Source organism: Microbispora sp. NPDC049125, from assembly GCF_040802045.1.
In the GTDB taxonomy this organism is placed as follows: domain Bacteria; phylum Actinomycetota; class Actinomycetes; order Streptosporangiales; family Streptosporangiaceae; genus Microbispora.
In genome coordinates this window covers 81,377-102,380 of the sequence record NZ_JBEZDW010000019.1, presented here as the reverse complement: position 1 = coordinate 102,380, position 21,004 = coordinate 81,377, and the positions used below count along the sequence as shown (strand labels likewise).

Annotated in this window: 20 protein-coding genes; 5 read left to right on the top strand and 15 right to left on the bottom strand. The window is 71.0% G+C overall.

Annotation, left to right across the window (positions count from 1 at the left end):
* Positions 1-760 precede the first annotated feature (760 nt).
* Genes AB0B72_RS22530 through AB0B72_RS22520 form a run of 3 tightly spaced genes read right to left on the bottom strand, consistent with a single transcriptional unit; the run spans position 761 to position 2,840 of the window.
* Positions 761-1,465, bottom strand: a complete 705-nt coding sequence (locus AB0B72_RS22530) for a hypothetical protein (RefSeq protein WP_367740848.1) — start codon at positions 1,463-1,465, stop codon at positions 761-763.
* Between the two features lie 22 nt (positions 1,466-1,487).
* Positions 1,488-2,165, bottom strand: a complete 678-nt coding sequence (locus AB0B72_RS22525; RefSeq protein ID WP_367740847.1) for a hypothetical protein — start codon at positions 2,163-2,165, stop codon at positions 1,488-1,490.
* Between the two features lie 36 nt (positions 2,166-2,201).
* A complete protein-coding gene (locus AB0B72_RS22520; protein ID WP_367740845.1) occupies positions 2,202-2,840 on the bottom strand; it encodes an NAD(P)-dependent oxidoreductase in 639 nt (212 codons plus the stop codon).
* A 72-nt stretch (positions 2,841-2,912) separates the two neighbouring features.
* On the opposite strand from AB0B72_RS22520, the gene AB0B72_RS22515 reads away from it, so the two are divergent.
* Positions 2,913-3,440 (top strand): MarR family winged helix-turn-helix transcriptional regulator, encoded by a 528-nt coding sequence (locus AB0B72_RS22515; protein ID WP_367740844.1) that lies wholly within the window; start codon positions 2,913-2,915, stop codon positions 3,438-3,440.
* A 561-nt stretch (positions 3,441-4,001) separates the two neighbouring features.
* Positions 4,002-4,457 carry a hypothetical protein gene (locus tag AB0B72_RS22510; protein WP_367740843.1) on the top strand — a complete coding sequence of 152 codons (456 nt, stop codon included), beginning with the start codon at positions 4,002-4,004 and terminating at the stop codon, positions 4,455-4,457.
* A 9-nt stretch (positions 4,458-4,466) separates the two neighbouring features.
* Here AB0B72_RS22510 and AB0B72_RS22505 read toward each other — a convergent pair whose 3' ends face one another.
* The 9 genes from AB0B72_RS22505 to AB0B72_RS22465 form a co-directional block, all read right to left on the bottom strand.
* The gene (locus tag AB0B72_RS22505; protein WP_367740842.1) at positions 4,467-5,315 is read right to left on the bottom strand and encodes a shikimate dehydrogenase; all 849 of its coding nucleotides are present in this window, start codon (positions 5,313-5,315) and stop codon (positions 4,467-4,469) included.
* The gene (mltG, locus tag AB0B72_RS22500) at positions 5,312-6,466 is read right to left on the bottom strand and encodes an endolytic transglycosylase MltG (RefSeq protein WP_367740841.1); all 1,155 of its coding nucleotides are present in this window, start codon (positions 6,464-6,466) and stop codon (positions 5,312-5,314) included. The genes AB0B72_RS22505 and mltG (AB0B72_RS22500) overlap by 4 nt, the downstream gene beginning before the upstream one ends.
* Before the next feature lie 228 nt (positions 6,467-6,694).
* Positions 6,695-7,729, bottom strand: a complete 1,035-nt coding sequence (mltG, locus tag AB0B72_RS22495; protein ID WP_367740840.1) for an endolytic transglycosylase MltG — start codon at positions 7,727-7,729, stop codon at positions 6,695-6,697.
* A complete protein-coding gene (gene ruvX, locus AB0B72_RS22490) occupies positions 7,726-8,223 on the bottom strand; it encodes a Holliday junction resolvase RuvX (RefSeq protein WP_367740839.1) in 498 nt (165 codons plus the stop codon). Before ruvX ends, mltG (AB0B72_RS22495) begins: the two co-directional genes overlap by 4 nt.
* A gap of 22 nt (positions 8,224-8,245) precedes the next feature.
* Positions 8,246-10,918 carry an alanine--tRNA ligase gene (gene alaS, locus AB0B72_RS22485; protein WP_367740838.1) on the bottom strand — a complete coding sequence of 891 codons (2,673 nt, stop codon included), beginning with the start codon at positions 10,916-10,918 and terminating at the stop codon, positions 8,246-8,248.
* Between the two features lies 1 nt (position 10,919).
* Positions 10,920-11,207, bottom strand: a complete 288-nt coding sequence (locus tag AB0B72_RS22480) for a hypothetical protein (RefSeq protein ID WP_367740837.1) — start codon at positions 11,205-11,207, stop codon at positions 10,920-10,922.
* Positions 11,207-11,692, bottom strand: coding sequence for a DUF948 domain-containing protein (locus tag AB0B72_RS22475; protein WP_367740836.1), 486 nt, complete (start codon positions 11,690-11,692; stop codon positions 11,207-11,209). The genes AB0B72_RS22480 and AB0B72_RS22475 overlap by 1 nt, the downstream gene beginning before the upstream one ends.
* A gap of 178 nt (positions 11,693-11,870) precedes the next feature.
* Positions 11,871-13,178, bottom strand: a complete 1,308-nt coding sequence (locus tag AB0B72_RS22470) for a replication-associated recombination protein A (RefSeq protein ID WP_367740835.1) — start codon at positions 13,176-13,178, stop codon at positions 11,871-11,873.
* A 16-nt stretch (positions 13,179-13,194) separates the two neighbouring features.
* A complete protein-coding gene (locus AB0B72_RS22465) occupies positions 13,195-13,665 on the bottom strand; it encodes a DUF2231 domain-containing protein (RefSeq protein ID WP_367740834.1) in 471 nt (156 codons plus the stop codon).
* A 231-nt stretch (positions 13,666-13,896) separates the two neighbouring features.
* On the opposite strand from AB0B72_RS22465, the gene AB0B72_RS22460 reads away from it, so the two are divergent.
* On the top strand, positions 13,897-14,805 hold the full coding sequence (locus tag AB0B72_RS22460; protein WP_367740833.1) for a peptidylprolyl isomerase: 909 nt from the start codon (positions 13,897-13,899) through the stop codon (positions 14,803-14,805).
* 96 nt (positions 14,806-14,901) lie between these two features.
* Here AB0B72_RS22460 and aspS read toward each other — a convergent pair whose 3' ends face one another.
* From aspS to AB0B72_RS22445, 3 genes are read right to left on the bottom strand one after another with little or no spacing between them, the layout of a single operon-like run.
* The gene (gene aspS / locus AB0B72_RS22455) at positions 14,902-16,647 is read right to left on the bottom strand and encodes an aspartate--tRNA ligase (protein WP_367740832.1); all 1,746 of its coding nucleotides are present in this window, start codon (positions 16,645-16,647) and stop codon (positions 14,902-14,904) included.
* A complete protein-coding gene (gene hisS, locus AB0B72_RS22450) occupies positions 16,644-17,900 on the bottom strand; it encodes a histidine--tRNA ligase (protein WP_367740831.1) in 1,257 nt (418 codons plus the stop codon). Before hisS ends, aspS begins: the two co-directional genes overlap by 4 nt.
* Entirely contained in the window at positions 17,900-18,583 is a 684-nt protein-coding gene (locus AB0B72_RS22445; RefSeq protein WP_367740830.1) for an MBL fold metallo-hydrolase, read from the bottom strand. Before AB0B72_RS22445 ends, hisS begins: the two co-directional genes overlap by 1 nt.
* 269 nt (positions 18,584-18,852) lie before the next feature.
* On the opposite strand from AB0B72_RS22445, the gene AB0B72_RS22440 reads away from it, so the two are divergent.
* Positions 18,853-19,701 carry a peptidylprolyl isomerase gene (locus AB0B72_RS22440; RefSeq protein ID WP_367740829.1) on the top strand — a complete coding sequence of 283 codons (849 nt, stop codon included), beginning with the start codon at positions 18,853-18,855 and terminating at the stop codon, positions 19,699-19,701.
* A 44-nt stretch (positions 19,702-19,745) separates the two neighbouring features.
* A complete protein-coding gene (locus AB0B72_RS22435; RefSeq protein ID WP_367740828.1) occupies positions 19,746-20,990 on the top strand; it encodes a DUF349 domain-containing protein in 1,245 nt (414 codons plus the stop codon).
* The last annotated feature ends 14 nt before the right edge of the window (positions 20,991-21,004 follow it).

Here is a 21,004-nt window from a genome sequence, read left to right as displayed (position 1 = left end):
AAAGACTTCCGCTTGGCTCGACCGTGCGAGGAACACCAAAAACCCCGCACGTCACGCATGCGGGGTCACTGAGCTCCGAAAACTCCGGTGTGATCCTTGACCCGCCCGCCTCGCGGCGAACAGGTGGGAGGAGGACCTCCGCTTGCGCGTCCAGCTGGCATGCCGGACCGATCGATGTCTTACGTTACCACAACCCGGGAGACCGCCCAACCATTCCCGCTCGCCTCTCTCGCAGTACCACTGGCCGGCATATATCGATGGACGGTTTATGTAGACCATGAGTCCTTTGCAGGAGCCCACGTTCCTGGGGTGTTGGTAAGAACCATGACACCAGGGGCCAGGTAGTTGATCTTCGCGAGCTGTCTGGAGCGACTGGGGATGGTTGAGCTGGTGTCTCGCTAGGGGATCGGCCACCGGGCGCTCCCCAAGACAGTCGGCCTGGCAGTTCCGCCCCTGGTCGGCAAGTCCCGTAGGGCCCGGTCGATAAGGGTCTGACCGGAACCAACCGGACGCGGCCGGGCCTGCGCGAGGCTCTCGCGGCGTGCCTGGCCGGGGATCAGCTGCTGGATCGGCTCGCTCGCTCGGTTCGCCGAGGTTGAGCTTATCGGTGTAGCCCGCTCGACGGTCTACCGCGCGATCGAGCGTGCTGCGGCCGCGTTTCCGGAAGCGGCACGCTGACGCCACCGACGACGGACAGTAACGGCACAGACGACGCGGAAGCTTTGTCCCGGCAGTTTGCGGATACTCGGTCCTGGTGTTGCTAGGTGTCGGTGGATGCGGCAGACGTGTCGGGTATGCCGGAACGTGTGGGCGCACGGCGGATCAGGATGACGCTGTATGCCACGATCCATACCAGCCAGAGAAGCCAGCCTGTGAGGCCGAGCAGGACGAGGGGGTTGACGCTGCCGACGCCGTACGGGCTGGTCGTCGCGGTGACGAAGAGCAGCGTCGCGGCGAGGAGGCCGGTGCCGGCGTGCCATCGGGCTATGGCGCCGGTGCGAATGCCGAACATGGACAACCCCAGGAGTGCGGTCGCCAGGAAGACCTGGTTGAAGCCGAACAGCGCGGTGTACAAGCCCCAGAGGCCGGCGACGGTGCCACTGTCGTGCTGGGCTGCGGAGATCAGTGCGAGGCGGGTGGCCTCGACGCTGGTAAACACGACCGACTGCATGAGCACTCCGGCGAGACCGACAAGAGACCACGGGTCCGTCCGGGTCCGCTCGTCGCGGCGGAAGCAGACGCACACCCCGACGGCAAAGACCGTGGCCAGCAACCAGGCCGTCGGCAGCAGGGCCGAGGCCAGGCGCAGCGACCCGGATCCGGCAGCGAAGACCGTGGTGATCTCGTCGAGGGACGCGGCTTCGGACGGGGTGGGAAAGCTCGCCATGGTCAGCAGCAGGTTCGCCACGATAAGGATGACGACAAAACCCATGCCGGCGATGCCGGCAAGGCGAGAGAAGCTCACGGAAGTCTCCTTCGATCGAGCGTTACGCCGACGCGTGGACGAGCCGGTGGACGGCCGGCAGGGCGCGCATTCCATGGGCGTCGAGGGTGGCGCGCACAAAGCGATGGAAGCTCGGCCGCGTGAGTTGTCCGGCCAGGAACCGGATCGGTCCGGCAGGCAGACGCGCGTAGTTGACGAGCGCGAACGACGAGGGCCCGATGGGCCGCAGGGCGGTGGAGTTGTCGACTCCGGTCTTGGTGGTGTACCAGCCGGTGACGGAGCGCCAGACGGCTTCAGCGTCGGTGTCTGGCGCGGCGGTGAAGTGGTTGAACAGGAAGGCGCCGTCGGCTCGGGCCTCGGTGTCGCCGATCCGGGCCACGTTGACGCCGGCGAGAATGTGCTCGCCTGCGAGGGCCGAGACCTCGTCACAGGTACGCACCGTTTGCAGGTGGTCCACGCGCCTTGTGCGGATCAGCATGGCGAGGTCGTGCCGCGGTGCGCCGGGCAGCGGCGGGATGAGCACCGCCCGGAAGATGCGGACGGACACGACGTCCTCACGGCGCACGAGTGCGGAGACGGCCTGCACGAGTTGCGCCGCCGCCCGTTGCCGGCGCGGGGTGCGGGTGTAGACGGGTGACCGGTGTGCGGGCTCGGCCTGAAAGCCCATATAGATGAATCCGTACGGTTCCGGTTCGGCGAACTGGGGCAGCGGATAGGACATTGCGCCTCCTTCGGGATCGACCGTGACGGTGGTCGGTCAGTACGCGATGCCGATCGCCCGGTGGATCGTCGCGGGGTCGCCTACGGCGGCGAGCATGGCGTGGGCCACGTCGGCCCGCGAGATCGTGTAGCCGCGCGCGACGCTACTGCCGATGGCAGTGCGGTACCGGCCGGTCAGCGGTTTGTTTACCAGCTTCGGCGGCCGTACCACCGTCCATTGCGCCTGGCTGTTCGCCATCGCGTGCTCCATGGCACGCAGGTCCGCGTACAGATCTTTGAGCAGGGCGCTGATGGCCGGCAGAACAATGCGGCGGTTGAGGAAACTGTCCGCGTCAGGTGTCGGGCCGACCGGAGCGGCGCTGACCGCGACGAGTCGGCGGACACCTTCGGCGTGCATCGCGCTCAGAATCGCGCGCGTGGCGGTGGAGGCTACGGGTCCATCGTGACGGCCGCGCGGGCCCACACCGGACAGGACAGCGTCGCTGCCGCGCACCACGGGGCCCAACCTATCGGCGTCGTCAAGCGTCGACACCGCCGTGACCTCCAGTGACGGATGACGCACGTCGAAGCGGACCGGGTCGCGGACGACCGCGGTCACGGTGAAGCCGCGGTCGAGCGCCTGGCGCACGACGTGGCTGCCGATGCCCCCGGTCGCACCGAAGACGGTCGCCCTCATCAGCATCCTCCAAGTGCGGATTAACGGTTACTGTTACCGTATAGGACAATAACCGTGACGTACAATATTGGGGTGTTCGACGACTCCGCACCAGGCACGGACCGGCCGTTGGCCGGCCGGGCCAACTTCCTGCTGTCACAGCTCGGGTTCCACGTCGCGCAGACGTTCGCCGCACGTCTGGCACCGCTGGGCATCGCGCCGAACCACTTCGGGCTGCTCATGCACTTGCAGCGCAGCGAAGGCAACACCCAGCAACAGCTCGCTGACGCGCTGGGCATCCACCGCAAGGTCATGGTCGGCCTGCTCGACGACCTCGAGCAGCGCGATCTGGTCGAACGCCGGCGGCATCCCAGCGACCGTCGTGCCCACGCCATCCACCTGACCGAAGCCGCGCGCCAGCTGCTACCCCGCGCTCGCCGGGTCGCTGACCAGCACGAGGACGAGATCCTCACCTCGCTCGGCGCCGGCGAACGCGCCCAGCTTGTCGCTGTCCTGCAACGGCTCGCCGAGCACACCGGGAACCCGGCCGGCGTCCACCCGGGCCTGCACCAGTCGGCCGCCCGTTCTCGCCACCCCGAGGGCTCATCGGGTTCTGCATAGCGCCTCACTCTCGCGGCGGTAGGGCAGCGCTAGTGTCCGATGGGTTCGACCGCAGCAGCGGCGCAGCTGAAGCCGCCAGATTTGCCTGCTCATCGACCAGATACGAACACCGGCGCGGCTGTCAGCGGTGACACAGCGCCATCCCGACGTCAACGAAGCGGTCCAAGACCGTCGTCTTCCTCTTCGCCGCCACGCGTGGTGTTGACGTTGAGGGCGAGGGCTTCGCGTAGCCAGCCGAGTTCGTCGGGGTAGAGCGCCACGGTGGTCCACCGGCGGATGGCCGCGTCGTCGTCACCGTCGTCGTCACCGTCGTCGTCATCGGGCAGTTTTGACGGGCGATCCAGACGTCGTCGCCGAGCAGCTGCGCGGCCGCACGCAGCTGCATCACGGTGGGATCGGTGGTGAGGCCGTGCTGCGGGTCGAGGCCGTCGAGGTCGATGCCGTGCTCGGGCTCATGCCGTGCTCGGGCTCATGCCGTGCTCGGGCTCATGCCGTGCTCGGGCTCATGTCGTGCTCGGGCTCATGCCGTGCTCGGGCTCATGTCGTGCTCGGGCTCATGCCGTGCTCGACGGTCAGGCCGGCGGTGCAGACCACGGCCAGGTGCGGGCGTTGCTGGGCCGGGGTACGGGTGGGTCTGCGCTGCTCCTGACCTTCGCGGCCGATCCCCGCGAGGGGGCATGCGCGCTGCGGGCCCGGCGGCCGGTCCGATGGGCGGCGCTCGGCGTCCTCGTACGGCCGCCGGCGGTGGTGATGCTGACCCACGAGCCGGCGCTGCGGAGCGTCGCCGTGCTGCCGCTGCTGGCCGCCGCCGCGGGGGTCGCCGTCCGATCGCCGGCCGGCCGCCGTGCGCTCGTGCTGCTGTCCCCCGTGGTGATCACCGAGTACGGCCTCTGGCTGACGGCCTCGATCGTTCTGGGCGAGACCCCGCTCGCTGCAGTCGCCGCGCTCGCCCTCTCAGCGGGGCTCGGGCTGGCCGTCGCGTTCCGGGGGTGCGGGCGGGCGGGTGTCCGGACCTGAAGCGGGCGGCTACGCCGTCGCGCGGCGGGCGATCTCGGCCTCGCCTGCGGCCCGCATGGCCTCCACCGGCACGTCCGCGCGGCCGGTCATCAGCTCCACCTGCCTGACCGCCTGGTGCAGCAGCATCGGCAGGCCGCCGACCACGGCCCGGCCCCGGTCCTGTACGGCTCGCGCCAGCGCCGTCGGCCAGGGCGCGTAGACCACGTCGAACAGGGCGCCCTTGTCGGGCAGGGCCGCCGCCACCCGGGCCGCGAGGCCGTCGGCCGCCCCCGGCGGCAGCGTGGAGATCACCAGCTCCGTCCCGAGCGCGGCCCCCGGGTCGTCCAGCGACCGCAGCGTCACCGCGACGCCGAGGCGCTCGGCGACCCGCAGGGTCTCACCGGCCCGCGCGGGGTCGCGCACGACGAGGGCGGCCTCGGCGAGGCCCATCTCCCGCAGCGCGGCGAGGGCGGAGGCCGCCGTGGCGCCCCCGCCCAGGATCGCCGCCGAGGACGGGGCGGACACCCCCTCCTCGGCGAGGGCTCGGACGATGCCGTACACGTCGGTGTTCTCGCCGTGGCGCGCCCCGTCCCGGAAGATCACCGTGTTGGCTCCGCCCACCGCGAGCGCGAGGTCGGACACGGTGTCGAGAAGGGGCAGGACGGCCCGCTTGAGCGGCATCGTCAGCGACAGGCCCGCCCACTCCGGGCCCGCCGCCGCGAGCAGCGGGGCCAGCCCCGCCTCGTCGCACTCGATCGCGTCGTACCGCCAGCCGGTCAGCCCGAGCGAGGCGTACGCCGCGCGGTGCAGGAACGGCGACAGCGAGTGCGCGATCGGCGAGCCGAGGACGGCGGCCCTGCGGCCGGGCACATCGGTCATCCGTTGTTCCTGTTGAACTCGTCGCGGAGCTTCCAGAACTCCGTCTCCTTGTCGGTGAACTTGGTGATGCCCCGCTTCGGATCGGTGGTCACGAAGTACAGCCAGTTGCCGTCCGCGGGGTGCAGGGCCGCCCCGATGGCGTGGTCGCCGGGGTTGGCGATCGGGCCTGGGGGCAGGCCCAGCCGCTTGTAGGTGTTGTACGGCGAGTTGCTCTCCGTCTCGGCGTGGGTCGCGGCGATGCCGTACTTGCCCAGGCCGTACATGACCGTGCTGTCCATCTGGAGCTTCATCGGCGGGTTGAGGGACAGGCGGTTGTAGATCACCCGTGCCACCTTCGGCATGTCCTGCTCGTTGCCGGACTCCGCCTGCACGATGCTGGCGATGATCATGACCTCGCGGGGCGTGTACCCGAGCTGGTGAGCCTGCTCCTCCAGCTTGATCCGCTCGGCCGTCTGGCTGAAGCGTTCCACCATCTTGGTGAGGATCTGCTCGGCGCTCATCTTCGAGTTGATCTCGTACGTGGCCGGGAAGGCAAAGCCCTCCAGCCGCTTCCTGGCGTACGAGGGGAGCCCGAGATCGGCCTTGGCGGCCTGCTTGAAGTCGTCGACGGGCTTGCCGGTGGCCGTGGACAGCTCTTCGAAGATCTTGCTGAGCCGCAGGCCCTCGCGGATGGTCAGCCGGTTGAGCACCCGGTTCTTCGGGTCCAGCAGGGCGACGGCGGCCGCCGCCGACATGGCCTTGTGCAGGGTGTACTCACCCGGCTGGAGCGAGGAGCCCTTGCCCGCCGCGCCGATCGCGTTGACGAACGCCCGCGCGCTCGCCACGACGCCCTGGTCCTCCAGCTGCTGCGCGACGTCGGTGGCGGTCGCCCCCTCCTTGATCTCGATGACGACCTGTCCCGTCCCCTGCCCGGTGAAGTCCTTGGGCACCACCAGGCCGCGGATCCAGGTGAAGCCGAAGTATCCGCCGGCGCCGAGGACGCCGACGATGATCACGACGGCGAAGAGAGTGGCGACGAAGCCCTTGCGGCGCTGCCGCTTGCGTCGTCTGCGGCTGCGTCGCTGCTGTGTGCGGGTGCCCTGCGACCGGCGCCGGGGAGGTCCGTCGTCATCCTCGGCGCCGAGCAGGAAGTCCATGTCCAGATCGTTCATAGTGCGCTGGCCAATCTCCCGGTCCTGGCGGCCTCCCGTCAAGCGAGTGGGCAGAACCGAGGGGTGTTCCGGCGGGGGTGGGCCGGCATGCTGGGGGTCCCGTACGGGCGGTCCCGGTAGGTGAACCTCGCGAGGGGAGCGATGGCCGCGGGCTCGGCGGACGAGCTCCGCCGAGCGGTGTGGTCCCGGCGGGACGATCTTCGCCCCTCCGGGATGTGTAGCAGGCCACTAGTTCGCCCCAAGGTATCTGTTCAGCTCATCCCGATATTTCCTGAACTCCGCCTCTTTGTCTGTGAATTTGGTGATTTTACGACGGGGATCGGTGGTGACGAACCAGTACCACTCCCCCTGGGCGGGATGAAGCGTGGCCCGCAGGGCGCTCTCCCCCGGATTCCCGACCGGCCCGGGCGGCAGACCGGCGTGCAGGTAGGTGTTGTACGGCGAGGCGACCTGCGTGTCCTTGGTGGTCACCTTGAGAGTGTGCCTGCGCAGCGCGTAGTTGACCGTGCTGTCCATCTCCAGTTTGGCGCCGCGCGCCAGCCGGTTGTAGACCACCCGGGCGACCTTGGGGTAGTCGGCCTCCGTCCCGCCCTCCGCCTGGACGATGCTCGCCACCGTGACGGCCTGCCGGGGCGTCAGGTGCCACCGGGGGGCCAGCCGCTCCAGGCCGACCGTCCTGGCCGCCTGGCGGAACCGGGTGACCATGCTCCGCAGCAGGTCGTGGGCCGTGGTTCCCGGGTCGATCTCGTAGGTGGCCGGGAAGAGGAACCCCTCGGCCGCTCCCTCGGCGTACGCGGGCAGTCCGAGGGACTCCGGCCGGGCGATCGCCGAGGTGAACCTGTCCAGAGGGATGCCCGTCCCGGCGCTCAGGACGGTGAGCACCTCGGAGGCGCGCAGGCCCTCCGGCACCGTGACCTTGCGGACGACCCGCGACCGGGGGGAGAGCAGGAGGTCGAGTGCGGCGGACGCGGCCATCCGGCGCCGCAGGAGGTACCGGCCGGGCCGGAGGGACTCCTCCTTCGACCGCACCACCACCTCCTGCACGAAGGACTGGCCGCTGGCGACGACGCCGGCCTTCTCCAGGACGTCCCCGATCTCGCCGGCGCTCGCGCCCGGCGTGATGTCCACCGTGACGGCGCCCGCGCCGGGGCCGCCGAAGTCCGGCGACTCGGAAGTGGGACGGACGAAGGAGTGGACGGCGAACGCCATCGCGGCCGCGACCGCCGCGACGCCGCCGGCCACGACGACCGGTGCGCGCCTCACCTGGAGGCCCCGCCGCTCGCTTCCTCGCCGGGCCGTCCGCCCGGCGGTTCGAGGCGGGCCCCGGGGGGTCTTCCGGTGGCCCTTTCGCCGTCGAGGGCGGCCTGGAGCAGCACGATGGCCGCCGCCTGGTCGATCACGTCACGCTGGTTCTTCGCCTTGACCCCGCTGGACCGCAGGCGCTGCTGGGCGGTGACCGTGGTCAGCCGCTCGTCCACCAGGCGCACCGGGATCGGCGCGACGCGGGCGGCGATCAGCCCGGCGAAGGCGCGCGCGGCCTCGGCGGCGTGGCTCTGCCTTCCCGACAGCGAGGTGGGCAGGCCGACGACGATCTCGATCGCCTCGTGCTCGGCCGCGATGGCCGCGAGTCTGTCGAGGTCGCCCGCGCCTCGCCGTACGGTCTCGACGGGCGTGGCCAGCAGGCCCGAGGGGTCGCTGCGGGCCACGCCGATCCGGACGGAGCCGACGTCGACGCCGATCCTGACGCCGTTTCTCATGACGTGGTCGTGGCGTGCGCCGTCAGCCGGCCGAGGAGGAGATGGCCTCCTCGACCGCGCCCAGCGCGTCGCCGATCGCCTCAGGCCGGGCTCCGCCGCCCTGCGCCACGTCGTCCTTGCCGCCACCGCCACCCCCGAGTGTCTTGGCGGCGACGCCGACCAGGCGTCCGGCCTTCAGGCCGCGCTCACGTCCCGCCTCGTTGACCGTGGCCACGACGACCGGCCGGTCGGAGGGAACGCCGGCGACGACGACGACCGCGGCCCGGTCGCCCGGGAAGCGGCCGCGCACATCGAGGGCGAGTTTACGCAGGTCGTCGGCGGAGGTGCCATCAGGCGCGCGGTGCGTCACGACCGAGACGCCGTGGAGGTCGCGCGCCTTCGCCGCCAGCTCGCCGGCCACCGCGAGCACCTGCGCCGAGCGCAGCCGCTCCAGCTCCTTCTCCGCCGAGCGAAGCCGGGAGACGATGCCCTCGATCCGCTCGGGCAGCTCCTCCCTGCGGGTCTTGAGCTGCTCGCTGAGCTGCGCGACGAGCACGCTCTCGCGGGCGAGGAAGCGGAACGCGTCGAGGCCGACGAGCGCCTCCACCCGGCGCACGCCGGCGCCGATGGACGACTCGCCGAGGACCTTGACCAGGCCGAGCTGGCCTGAGGAGGCGACGTGGGTGCCGCCGCACAGCTCACGCGAGTAGTCGCCCACCTCGACCACGCGGACCTCGTCGCCGTACTTCTCGCCGAACAGCGCGAGCGCCCCCATCGCGCGGGCCTCCGCCTGGCTGGTGTAGTACGCGTTGACCGCGAGGTCGTTGATGAGGACCGCGTTGACCTCGTCCTCCACGTCCCGGAGCATGGCCGGGGAGACCGCCCCCGCGGCGGTGAAGTCGAAGCGGAAGCGGCCCGGCGAGTTCTCCGAGCCCGCCTGCGCCGCCGACTCCCCGAGCGCGTTGCGGAAGCCGCGGTGCACCAGGTGCGTCGCGGTGTGGCTGCGGGAGATGGCCCGGCGCCGCTCCAGGTCGATCTCGGCGTGCGCCTGGTCGCCCACGCGAACCTCGCCGGTGCGGACCTTGCCGCGGTGCACGACCAGCCCGGCGACGGGCGACTGGACGTCGACGATCTCGATCTCCGCGCCGTCGGTGCGGATGACGCCCTGGTCGGAGAGCTGGCCGCCGCCCTCCGCGTAGAACGGCGTGCGGTCGAGCACGACCTCCAGCGACGACCCCGCGCCGGCCGCCGGCACGGACACGCCGTCCACGAGCAGGCCCGCGACGGTCGCGTCGGCGGCGGTGTGGTCGTAGCCGATGAAGTCGACCCGGCCGCCCTTCTCCAGGATCGTGGTGAAGACCGAGATGTCGGCGTTGCCGGTCTTCTTCGCCTTGGCGTCGGCCTTGGCCATGTCCCGCTGCTCGTTCATGAGCCGGCGGAAGCCCTCCTCGTCGACCTGGAGGCCCTGCTCGGCCGCCATCTCGAGGGTGAGGTCGATCGGGAAGCCGTACGTGTCGTGGAGCTTGAACACCTGGTCGCCCTCGAGGGTGGGCCGGCCCTTCCGCTTGGTCTCCTCCACCGCCGCGTCGAAGATCGCGGTGCCGGTCCTGAGCGTGCCGAGGAAGGACGTCTCCTCCGCGTCGATGACCGTGTGGATGTTGGCCGCGTCCGCCCTGAGCTCGGGGTACTGCTGGCCCATCACGTCGATGGTCACGTCGGTCAGCGCGTGGAGGTAACGCTCCTCGCCCGCGCCGAGCAGGCGGAGGTTGCGGACCGCCCGGCGCAGCATGCGGCGCAGCACGTAGCCGCGGCCCTCGTTGGACGGTATGACGCCGTCGCCCACGAGCATCACGCCCGCGCGCATGTGGTCGGCGATGACCCGGAGCGAGACGTCGGCCCGCCTGTCACGCCCGTAGCGCGACTTGGTCAGCTCCGCGGCCGTGTCGAGGATCTTGTACGTGGTGTCGATCTCGTAGATGTTGTCGACGCCCTGGAGGATCGCCGCCATGCGCTCCAGGCCCATGCCGGTGTCGATGTTCTTCGCCGGCAGCTCGCCCCGCACGTCGAAGTCGACCTTGGTGCGGACGGCGCTGAGCTGGTCCTGCATGAAGACGAGGTTCCACACCTCGAGGTAGCGGTTCTCGTCGGCGATCGGCCCGCCCTCGCGGCCGTACTCGGGGCCGCGGTCGTAGTAGATCTCCGAGCACGGGCCGCCGGGGCCGGGCACGCCCATGTGCCAGTAGTTGTCGGCCAGGCCGCGCCGCTGGATGCGCTCCATCGGGACGCCGACCCGCTTGTGCCAGATGTCCTGCGCCTCGTCGTCGTCGAGGTAGACGGTGGCCCACAGCCGCTCCTCGGGGAAGCCGAAGCCGCCCTCGGACTCGGGTTTGGTCAGCAGCTCCCAGGCGAACGGGATCGCCTGCTCCTTGAAGTAGTCGCCGAAGGAGAAGTTGCCGAGCATCTGGAAGAAGCTGGCGTGGCGGGTGGTCTTGCCGACCTCGTCGATGTCGAGGGTGCGCACGACCTTCTGCGCGCTGGTCGCCCGCCGGAAGGGGGGCGTCTGCTGCGCGAGGAAGTAGGGCTTGAACGGCACCATGCCCGCGTTCACCAGGAGCAGCGTCGGGTCCTCGGCGACCAGGCTGGCCGAGGGCACGACGGTGTGCGCGTGCTCCTCGAAGAAGCGCAGGAAGCGGCGGGCGATCTCTGCCGACTCCATCTCAGCGGCCATCCTTTACGTCGTCGTTTCTGCCGGCTCGGTCGACACCGGCCCGGTAAACACGGTCTGTTGAAACACTGCCGAGCCCGAACTCCGCCCGCAACTCGGTTTCCCTGCCCGCCGACAGGCGGCGCACGTCGCCGGCGAAGTCCCTGAGCTGGTCCGCGGCGATCGCCGCGCGACCGGCCGCGCGGCGGGCCACGTGGTCGGGCCGCAGTGATTGAAGCTTACGCATGGTCCAGACCGCGGCGTACGCCCCCAGGGCCATGTAGAACAGCCGCCTGATCATCAGTGGCCCCTCCCGATCGCGCGCCGCTCGGCCGCCCTGCCGACGCCTCGATCGGCGGCGCGCCGGTCGGGGATCCGGGGGGCGGGCGGCCGGGTGCCGCGCCGGCCGTCGGCCACGCGCCGGGCGGGGCCGCGCCGCTCGCGGCGGGCGATGGCCTGACGCAGGCCGTGGCCGATCGAAGCGATCTTGATGACGGGGCCGGCGAACAGCGCGGACACGATGCCGGTGATCCTCACCATGTTGCCGCTGACCTCGCGGACGTTGTCGGTGACGGCCTCGACGGCGGCCAGCCGCCGGTTGGCCTCGCCGACCGTCTCGCTCATGTCGTCGAGCAGCGGCGCGAGCCGGTCGCTCAGCTCCGCCACCGACTTGGTGGTCTCGGTCAGCAGCCTGGCCAGCCTGACCAGGACGACGGCCATGAAGCAGACCAGGATCGCCCAGAAAACTGCGACGAGCAGGCCCGCGAGCTCTCCCGCGCTAAGCATGTGCCGATCTCCCTGGATCACGGAGCTGGGATGCGACGACCTTACCGTGAACGCCCTGCCCGCCGGTCCGTGCCACACGCCTCCCGGCGGCCCCGCTGTTCCCGGCGGGCGCACCGCGGACGAGGCGTGCCACCGCTCAGGCGGCCCGGGGCGTACGGCGGCCAAGCGGCCAGGCCGGTCAGGAGCCGCGCAGGAAGTCGCGGATCCGCGCCCAGCGCTCCCCGAAGCGGGCCTCGGCGCCGTGCCCCGTCGGCTCGTAGTAGCGCCGCCCGCGCAGCTCCTCGGGGGCGTAGTCCTGCCGGACGAGGCCGTGCTCGAAGTCGTGGGGGTACTGGTAGCCCTTGCCGTGGCCGAGCTTGCTCGCCCCCGGGTAGTGCGCGTCGCGCAGGTGGTCGGGGATCCGCCCGACCATGCCGCCGCGCACGTCGGCGGAGGCGGCCCCGATGGCCTTGACCACGGCGTTCGACTTGGGGGCCAGCGCGCAGTGGATCACGGCCTGGGCCAGGTTGATCCGGCCCTCGGGAAGGCCGATGAACTCCACGGCCTGCGCCGCGGCGACGGCGATCTGCAGGCATGTGGGGTCGGCCATGCCGACGTCCTCTGAGGCGAAGATCACGATCCGGCGGGCGATGAACCGGGGGTCCTCCCCCGCCTCGACCATCCGGGCGAGGTAGTGCAGCGCGGCGTCGGCGTCCGACCCCCGCATGCTCTTGATGAACGCGCTGATCACGTCGTAGTGCTGGTCGCCCTGCCGGTCGTAGCGGACGGCCGCCTTGTCCACGGCCTTCTCGACGACCTCGACCGTGACGTCGTCGTCGAGCAGCGCCGCCGCCTCCAGGTAGGTCAGCGAGCGGCGGGCGTCGCCCCCCGCCAGCCGTACGAGCTGGTCGAGGGCGTCGGGGCGGAGCGTGACGCGCCCGCCGAGACCGCGCTCGTCGGCGACCGCGCGCTCCAGCACGGCACGCACGTCGTCCTCCGACAACGGCTCCAGCGTCAGCAGCAGCGAACGGGACAGCAGCGGTGAGATGACCGAGAAGAACGGGTTCTCCGTGGTGGCGCCGATGAAGGTGACCCACCGGTTCTCCACGGCCGGCAGCAGCGCGTCCTGCTGGGCCTTGTTGAACCGGTGGACCTCGTCGACGAACAGGACCGTCTGCCTGCCCGACATACCCAGCTCACGGCGGGCCTGCTCGATGGCGGCGCGCACGTCCTTGACGCCCGCCGAAACGGCGGAGATCTCGACGAACCTGCGCTTGGTGGCGTTGGACACGACGTAGGCCAGCGTGGTCTTGCCGGTGCCGGGAGGCCCCCACAGGAACAGGGACATCGGGGCGTCGCTCTCGACCAGCCGCCGCAGGGGCGTCCCCGGCCCGAGCAGGTGGCGCTGGCCGATCACCCCGTCGAGGACGCGCGGGCGCATCCGGACCGCCAGCGGCTCCTGGCCGCGATGGGCCTCCTCCGCCGCCGAGTCGAACAGGCTCTCCACAACGCCGACACTACCGTCAGCCGCCCCACACCGCCGTCGCGCCGCTGTGCCCGGCCCGTACGGCGTAGTAGGCGGCCACGACGGCGAGGATCACCGCGGCGGCGGTCACCACCCACGTGACCGCGCCCGCCCCCGCGGCGGGAGCCGGCTCGCGGCGGGGGCGGGTGAGGTAGACGAGGGCCAGCGCGGCGACGGCGAGCCCGGCCGTGGACAGCAGCAGGGGCTGGGCGAAGGTCTCGTGCAGTGCCACGGAGGCGGGCGGGTTCCCCGAGAACAGGTGCTCCTCCAGGGCCTCGCCGCTCTCCTTGGCCGCGAACACCGCGACGGGCGCGCCGAGGGCGGTCACGACCACCGCCCAGTCGATCCGGGGCCGTATCCGCGGGACGGCGGCGTACGCCACGGACAGCAGCGCGAGCAGCGGTGTCAGCGCCACCGCCGCGTGGATGATCAGCGCGTGGGCGGGGAGGCCGAAGATCTGGTCGAACATCGTTTCATCGCTCCTGGGACGGGGGCCGGGCGAGCGCGCCGGGGATTTCGCGAGGGCGCCTGACCCTCATACGGATCCGATCACCAGGAGGTTCGCGGGGATGCCGGGAAACAGCAAGTCGCCCAACTATGGGTGATACCCGTGGGACGCCTGTTTTATACGAACGCGACGGGATCACGGCTAGAGTGACGCACCGTCAGCAAACTCCCAGGGAAAGGGAAGGCAAAAGCGGTGACCGACACTGATCGGCGTAAGCAGCCGGCTCCACGTGAGAGCACGGCCAGACGCATCACCCCCGCCCGTGGCCTGGGTGTCAGACTCGGCGTCGGGCTGGGCGTCCTCGCGCTGGCGGGCGGCCTGACGGCCTGCAGTGGCGGCTCGAACAACGCGACCGCCGCGTCCAGCCCCTCGGCTTCCGCGTCGGCGGCGCCCTCGTCAGCGGGGCCCTCGGCCGCCCCGTCGGCGTCGGCCTCCCCGACGGCGTCCGCCAAGCCCGCGGACCTGCGGAAGATGACCTGTGAGTATCGCAAGGACGACACCGGCAGCCCGGCCAAGTTCGTCGGCTACCCGCCGAAGCGGCTGAGCGCCGCGGTCATCAAGGCCAGCACGATGACCATCAAGACCAACCGCGGGAACATCGTCATCGAGCTCGCCACCGGCGACGCGCCGTGCACGGTGAACAGCTTCGCGTTCCTGGCCAGGAAGAACTACTTCGACAACACGGTGTGCCACCGTCTCGCGACCATGGAGACGAACGGCCTGGGCCTGCTGCAGTGCGGCGACCCGCAGGCCAAGGGCGACGGCAAGAACCCGACCGACGGCACGGGCGGCCCCGGCTACCTGTTCAACGACGAGAACCTCGGGCCGCAGTACACCCGCGGCGTCGTCTTCGTGGCCCAGCCCGGCGACGCGTCCAACTCCAACGGCAGCCAGTTCGCGATCTCCTTCACCGACGAGAACGCCCAGATCCCGCAGGCCTACACGCCGTTCGGGATCGTGAAGCAGGGCATGGACGTCGTGGACAAGATCGTCAAGGGCGGGGTGAACACCGCCAAGGACGGCATCGACATCACCAGCGACGACGGCGGCTCCAACGCCCCCAAGCTGCGCGTGCTGATCAAGGACGTGACGGTGCGGTAACCACGGTCACCGGACAGCGCGACGGCTGCCACCTCTCACGAGGCGGCAGCCGTCTTGCTTTCTGCCCGGTCTTCGATCCGGTCCGGTGTGCCGGGATCAGGCGCCCGAGGCCGTCTTCTCCTTGGGCGGGCCGTCCACGCCGGCCTCCTTGCGCTGGTCGCCCGTGATGGGCGTCGGAGCGCCGGTCAGCGGGTCGTAGCCGGAGGCGGTCTTCGGGAAGGCGATGACGTCGCGGATCGACTCACCGCCGGCCAGCAGCATGCAGATCCGGTCCCAGCCGTAGGCGATGCCTCCGTGCGGCGGCGGGCCGTACTTGAACGCCTCCAGCAGGAAGCCGAACTTGTTCTCCGCATCCTCCTTGGAGATGCCCAGCACGTCGAAGACGCGCTGCTGCATCTCGGCCCGGTGGATACGGATCGAGCCGCCGCCGATCTCCATGCCGTTGCAGACCATGTCGTACGCGTAGGCGAGCGCCTCGCCCGGGTGGTCCTGGAAGCTGTCGGCCCACTCGGGCTTGGGCGAGGTGAAGGGGTGGTGGACGGGGGTCCAGCCGCCCTCCCCGTCCTCTTCGAACATGGGCGCGTCCACGATCCACAGGAACGACCACCGCGACTCGTCGATCAGCCCGCAGCGGCGGCCGATCTCCAGCCGGGCCGCGCCCAGCAGGTCGCGCGACGCGGCGCGAGCGCCGGCGGCGAAGAAGATGGCGTCGCCGGGCTTGGCCCCCGTCGCCTCCGCCAGGCCGGCCGCCTCGGTCTCCGACAGGTTCTTGGCGACCGGGCCGCCGAGGCCGTCCTCGGTGACCAGCACGTACGCCAGGCCGCGCGCGCCGCGAGACTTGGCCCACTCCTGCCAGGCGTCGAGCTCCTTGCGGGTCTGCGACGCGCCGCCCGGCATCACGACCGCGCCGACGTACGGCGCCTGGAAGACGCGGAACGACGTCTGCGCGAAGTAGTCCGTCAGCTCGGTGAGCTCGACCTCGAAGCGCAGGTCGGGCTTGTCCGAGCCGTATCTGGCCATCGCCTCGGCGTACGTCATCCGGGGCAGCGGGACGGGCAGCTCGTAGCCGACCGTCTCCTTCCAGATGCGCCCGATCAGGGCCTCGCCCAGCTCGATGACGTCGTCCTGGTCGACGAACGACATCTCGACGTCGATCTGGGTGAACTCCGGCTGCCGGTCGGCGCGCAGGTCCTCGTCGCGGAAGCAGCGGGCGAGCTGGTAGTAGCGCTCCAGGCCGGAGACCATGAGGAGCTGCTTGAACAGCTGCGGCGACTGCGGCAGGGCGTACCAGTTGCCCGGCTGGAGCCGTACCGGCACGAGGAAGTCGCGGGCGCCCTCCGGTGTGGACCGGGTCAGGTTCGGCGTCTCGACGTAGACGAAGCCGCGCTCGCGCATCACCTCGTTGGCGAGGTAGGTGGCCTGCGAGCGGGTCCGCAGCGCGGCGGCGATCTGCTGGCGCCGGATGTCGAGGTAGCGGTACTTCAGCCGCGCCTCCTCCGACACGCCCGCGCTCCCCTCGATCGGGAACGGCAGGGGCGCCGACTCGCTCAGCACCTCCACCTCGGAGGCGACGACCTCGATCTCACCCGTGGGCAGCTCGGGGTTCTCGTTGCCCTGCGGCCGGAGGCGGACCTCCCCCGTCACCTTCACGCAGTACTCGGAGCGCAGGTCGTGGGCGTGGTCCTCCTCCCGGAAGACCACCTGGGCCGAGCCGGAGGCGTCGCGCAGGTCGATGAAGACCACGCCACCGTGGTCGCGGCGGCGCGCCACCCATCCGGCCAGCGTCACCTGCCCGCCTGCATGCTCCTTACGAAGCGTCCCTGCTTCGTGGGTGCGGATCACGAGAGTTTCCCCTTAAGAACGTCGACGACCTCGGCGAGCGGCACCGCGGTCTGGTCGGCTGTGGTCAGGTCCTTCACTTGCGCGGCCCCCGCCTCGATGTCCCTGTCCCCCAGGATGAGGGCGTAGCGGGCGCCGCTGCGGTCGGCGGCCTTCATCGCGCCCTTGACGCCGCGGCCGCCGAAGGCCATGTCGACGGCGAGGCCCTCCCGGCGCAGGTCGCAGACGAGCGGGAAGATCCGCCGCCTGGCCTCCTCGCCGAGGGGGACGGCGAACACGTCGAGGCCGCCGGACCGCTCGGCGACCAGCCCTTCGGCCTCCATCGCGAGCACGGTGCGGTCGACGCCGAGCGCCCAGCCGACGCTGGGCAGCGGCGGCCCGCCGATCATCTCGCTGAGCCCGTCGTAGCGGCCTCCGCCGCCGACGGCCGACTGGGCGCCGAGACCGTCGTGCAGGAACTCGAACGTCGTGCGCGTGTAGTAGTCGAGCCCGCGCACCAGCCGGGGGTCGTCCGTGTAACGCACCCCGGCGGCCGTCAGCAGGCCGCGCACCTCCTCGTGGTAGGCCTTGCAGGCCCCGCAGAGGTGGTCGGTGACGAGCGGCGCGCCTTCGAGCTGAGCCCGCACCTCGGGGCGCTTGTCGTCGAGCACCCGCAGGGGGTTGATCTCGACGCGCTGCCGGGTGGCCTCGTCCAGGTCGAGCCCTCGCAGGAAGTCCTGCAGGGCGGCCCGGTAGGCGGGACGGCACTCCTTGCACCCCAGCGAGTTGAGCAGCAGCCGGACGCCCGTCAGGCCGAGCGCGGCGTAGCCGTCGACGGCCAGCACGATCAGCTCGGCGTCGAGCGCCGGATCCTCGGCCCCCAGCGCCTCCGCCCCCACCTGCGAGAACGTGCGGTAGCGGCCGGCCTGGGCCCGCTCGTAGCGGAAGTAGCTCCCCGAGTACCACAGCTTGATCGGCAGCGGGCCGCCGTACAGGCCGTGCTCCAGGACGGCGCGCACCACGCTCGCCGTGCCCTCCGGGCGCAGCGTGAGGGACTGCCCGCCCCTGCTCTCGAAGGTGTACATCTCCTTGGTGACGATGTCGGTCGACTCGCCGACGCCACGGGAGAACAGCCCGGTGTCCTCGAAGACCGGCGTCTCGATGTAGCCGTAGCCCGCGCGGCGGGCGGGGGCCGACAACGCGTCGCGGACGGCCAGCGCCCACTGCGAGCGCGGCGGCATCCAGTCGAAGGTGCCCTTGGGCGCCTGAAAACTCATTAGATTCCCCTGGTCGGGCCCTCGTGCGGCGCGGCCTCCCTGACGTAGGGGTTGGTCGCGCGCTCGCGGCCGATGGTCGTCTGCGGTCCGTGGCCCGGCAGCACGGTCGTCTCGTCCGGCAGCGTCATCGTCTTCGCGAGGCTGCGCAGGATCGTGGCGTAGTCGCCGCCGGGCAGGTCACTGCGGCCGATGGAGCCGGCGAACAGCAGGTCGCCCGAGAACAGGACGTGCGCGTCCTCGTACGGCACCTGGAAGGTCACCGACCCCCTGGTATGGCCCGGCGTGTGATCGACCGTTATGTCCAGCCCCGCGAGCCGCAGCGTCGCCCCGTCGGACAGCTCCCTGACGTCGTCGGGCTCGGTGAACTCCAGCCCCCCGAACAGCTGCCGCGCCTGCGCCGAGAATCCGCGTCCCGGATCCGACAGCAGATCGCGGTCCTCCGGGTGGATCCACGCGGGCACGTCCCGGGCGCCGCACACGGGGACGACCGACCACATATGGTCGATGTGACCGTGGGTGAGCAACACCGCGACAGGCTTGAGACGGTGCTCGCGCAGCAGCTCGTCGAGGCCCTGAACGGCGTCCTGACCTGGGTCGACGACGACGCACTCCTCGCCTGCCGCGGGAGCGGCGACGTAGCAGTTGGTCTGGAACGACCCTGCGGGAAACCCGGCGACGAGCACGGAGGCGGCCTCTGCGTTTCGTGAGGATGTATCAAGGATTACGCGAGCGAATGTAACCGAAGGGTACCGGTGCGGGTCGGCGGGCTGCGAATCAATACCCGTCTGCCGATACGATTCGCCCACCTCAATAGTCATTCTTGGAGCAGTCGAGCCGGACGCTATAGAAGGGCCGCCCCCGCCGGGGTCACCACCCCGGTCCCGGCGGACCTCCGGGCGAGACCGCGTCCGAGCGCACGACCAGGGGAAACAGGAACAGTCTGGAGGTCGAAGTGGTCACCGGCAAGGACCGTCAGAAGCAGCTGGCCCGGGAGCATTACCAGCGGCAGCTTCAGGAGCGCGCCCAGCGCCAGCAGCGGGCCCGGCGGAACGCGGTCATCGGGACCAGCGTCGCCGTCGTGGTCGTGATCGGCGGCGTCGTCGCGGCGACGACGATGCTCGGCAAGGACGGCGACGAGACCGCCGCGGCGGCGTCACCGGCGCCCTCCGCGAGCGCACCCGCCGCCGCGCCCAAGCCGTACGATCCGTCGACGGGCACCTGCGGTTACGTTGCCGACAAGGGCAGCGGCCAGGTCAAGGACGTCGGCCTGCCGCCCGAGAAGGTCAGCACGGCCCCGGCCACCATGGTGATCAAGACCAACCTGGGGAACATCGTCGCCACGCTGGAGTCGTCGAAGGCGCCGTGCACGGTGAACTCGTTCCGGTTCCTCGCGTCCAAGAACTACTTCGACGACACGCGGTGCCACCGTATGGGCACCGACTTCCCGATCCTGCAGTGCGGCGACCCGCTGGCCAAGGCCGACGGCAAGAACCCGACCGACGGGCAGGGCGGCCCCGGCTACCGCTTCGCCAACGAGAACCTGGCCGGCGCGAAGTACGACCGCGGCGTGCTGGCCATGGCCAACAGCGGTGCGGACACCAACGGCAGCCAGTTCTTCATCGTGTTCGGCAACACCGGGCTCCCCCCGCAGTACACGCCCTTCGGTACCGTGACCAAGGGACTGGACATCCTGGACAAGGTCGCCAAGAAGGGCATCATCCCCGGGGCGGGCGGCGACGGCACGGGTGCCCCCAAGCAGCCTGTCGTCATCAAAGACGTGACAATCACCAGCAAGAGCTGACGTAATACAACCAAGGGCATTTCGGGCCCTGGAGGCTGATTCAAGTGCGGGAGGACACGGTGACCACCGACCCGTGGGGCCGGGTAGACGAGGACGGCACCGTCTACGTGCGTACGGCTGAGGGAGAACGGGCCGTCGGGTCCTGGCAGGCCGGTGAGCCGGAGGAGGCACTGGCCTACTTCCGCCGTAAGTTCGACGAGCTGGCCGGCCAGGTCCAGCTCCTCGAGCAGCGGGTGCGCGGGACCGATCTGGCCCCCGCGCAGGCCGAGGCCAGCATCGCCAAGCTCAGCGAGGCGGTGGCCGAGGCCCACGCCATCGGCGACCTGGGGTCGCTCCAGGACCGGCTCACGGCGCTGACCGACCACGTCGCCAAGCGGCGCGACGAGCTGCGGGCCCTGCGCGACCAGGCCCGGGCGCACGCGCGCGAGACCAAGGAGCGCATCGTCGCCGAGGCGGAGCGGATCGCCGAGGAGACGACGCACTGGAAGTCCGGCGGCGAGCGGCTGCGCCAGCTCGTCGAGGAGTGGAAGGCGGCCGAGCGCATCGACCGCGCCACCGAGGCCACGCTGTGGAAGCGCCTTTCCACGGCCCGTACGGCTTTCGCGAAGCGCCGCAAGGCGTACTTCTCCTCCCTGGACGAGCAACGGGACGCGGTGCGCTCCGCCAAGGAGCGCATCGTCGCCGAGGCCGAGGAGCTGGCCTCCTCGACCGACTGGAACGCCACCGCGGCGGTCTACCGGGAGCTGATGCGCCAGTGGAAGGTCGCCGGACGGGCCTCCCGCGAGGTCGAGGACGAGCTGTGGGCGCGCTTCAAGGGCGCCCAGGACCAGTTCTTCCAGGCACGCTCCGCCGTCTTCGCCGAGCGTGACGCGTCGTTCGCGGCCAACGCGGAGGTGAAGGAGGCCCTGCTCGCCGAGGCGGAGCGGCTGCTTCCCGTCACCGACGCCCGCGCGGCGCGCGGCGCCCTGCGGGGCCTGCTGGAGCGCTGGGAGGCGGCCGGGCCGGTCCCCAGGGAGATGCGCGACCGCCTGGAAGGCGGCCTGCGCAAGGTCGACGACGCCGTGCGCAAGGCCGAGGACAACGAGTGGAAGCGCTCGAACCCCGAGGCGAGGGCACGGGCGCAGAACACCGTGGACCAGCTCCGCAAGTCGATCGACCAGCTGGAGACCCGCCTGTCCAAGGCTCAGACGGCCGGCCGGGACAAGGACGTCAAGGAGGCGGAGGAGGCGCTGGCCGCCCGCCGGTCGTGGCTGGAGGAGGCCGAGCGCACGCTCGCCGAGTTCTCCTGACGCGCGAGCCTCAT